2 protein-coding genes are annotated in these 1,011 nt (G+C 46.9%); both read right to left on the reverse strand.

All coding sequences use genetic code 11. The annotated features are described in order from the left end of the window. Positions 1-80: 80 nt before the first annotated feature. Entirely contained in the window at positions 81-503 is a 423-nt protein-coding gene (locus KDK14_RS00265; protein ID WP_257263010.1) for a type II toxin-antitoxin system VapC family toxin, read from the reverse strand. Further along, positions 503-760, reverse strand: a complete 258-nt coding sequence (locus tag KDK14_RS00270) for a type II toxin-antitoxin system Phd/YefM family antitoxin (protein ID WP_257263011.1) — start codon at positions 758-760, stop codon at positions 503-505. Before KDK14_RS00270 ends, KDK14_RS00265 begins: the two co-directional genes overlap by 1 nt. Positions 761-1,011 lie beyond the last annotated feature (251 nt).

Genomic DNA, 1,011 nt, shown 5'->3' on the forward strand with positions numbered 1-1,011 from the left:
CTCGCTACGGGGACGCCCAGTCGGGCGCTATTCTCGGACAGCCTCCTGGTACAAAAACCGGGGTCATTTCAGGATAGATCTTAAACACCCTCCCAAGGGTTCAGTAACTTTACTCTGGTGTGCTTGAAATCATCAATGTTCCGGGTGGCTACGGTCAATTGATGAGTGATGGCAGTGGCAGCAATCATTGCGTCCCGTTCGGATTTGGGGTCAGGAATGTGTAGCTGGGCACAGGCAAGGGCAATGGTTGTATCCAGCGATAAAATACGGCCTTCAAAGGCAGGTAGCATTTTCTGGTTCATCCATTGCCGGAGTATCGCCCCCTGCTTCGGGTCCTTCCTCTGCTTTAATAAAATACCCATTTCTATTTCCAGAATGGTTATGGCGGATAGGTAAAGTTCGTTAGATGCCACTGTTCTGGCCCAATTACCAACACAAGTGTTGCCTTTACCAGTACTGCACTTTCTTAATTCTGAAACAACATTTGTGTCAAGCAGGTACATTAAGAGAAGTCTCCAGGCTTGAGGATGTTGTCTTTTAAAGGCTCAACCTCTAAATCAATGTCTTCTGCGTCAGGTATTGCCAGCAGGTCAATGATGTTGGCCGAGTTGCGGGTGATCTCTTTGTAGTGATCGATATTCAACAATACGTGAGTGATATTGCCTCTGTCGGTGATAAATACCGGGTGCTCAAGTGCTGTTCGCTTGGCTTCGGTGACATTCTGGTTGAATGTGCGTGATGTAATGGTTGTTCTACTCACTGTTCTTTCTCCTGTTTTATATCTGTGTAGTAATGTAGATACATTTATGTGATTGTTAAAGTTTAATATGGCAGTTATTTCAGGACAGTGTTGCTAACTCCGCCTTCCCTGGTCCAGCGCCAGCCAAGTTTTGACCACCGCGTGCCGGGCAATACCAACTCTGGCGGCCTCGCGGTCAAGGGCAGTGATCCTTAAACCAATGGCACTGACTTAAGCGTGAAAGCCTTGCCATAGTTAGTTAAAAGACTTTC

The sequence above is a fragment of the Endozoicomonas sp. ONNA2 genome, assembly GCF_024606365.1.
In the GTDB taxonomy this organism is placed as follows: domain Bacteria; phylum Pseudomonadota; class Gammaproteobacteria; order Pseudomonadales; family Endozoicomonadaceae; genus Endozoicomonas.

What these genes read in the sequence shown, in the direction of transcription:
- KDK14_RS00265 (WP_257263010.1), bottom strand. Translation starts at nt 503, where the DNA reads ATGTACCTGCTTGACACAAATGTTGTTTCAGAATTAAGAAAGTGCAGT.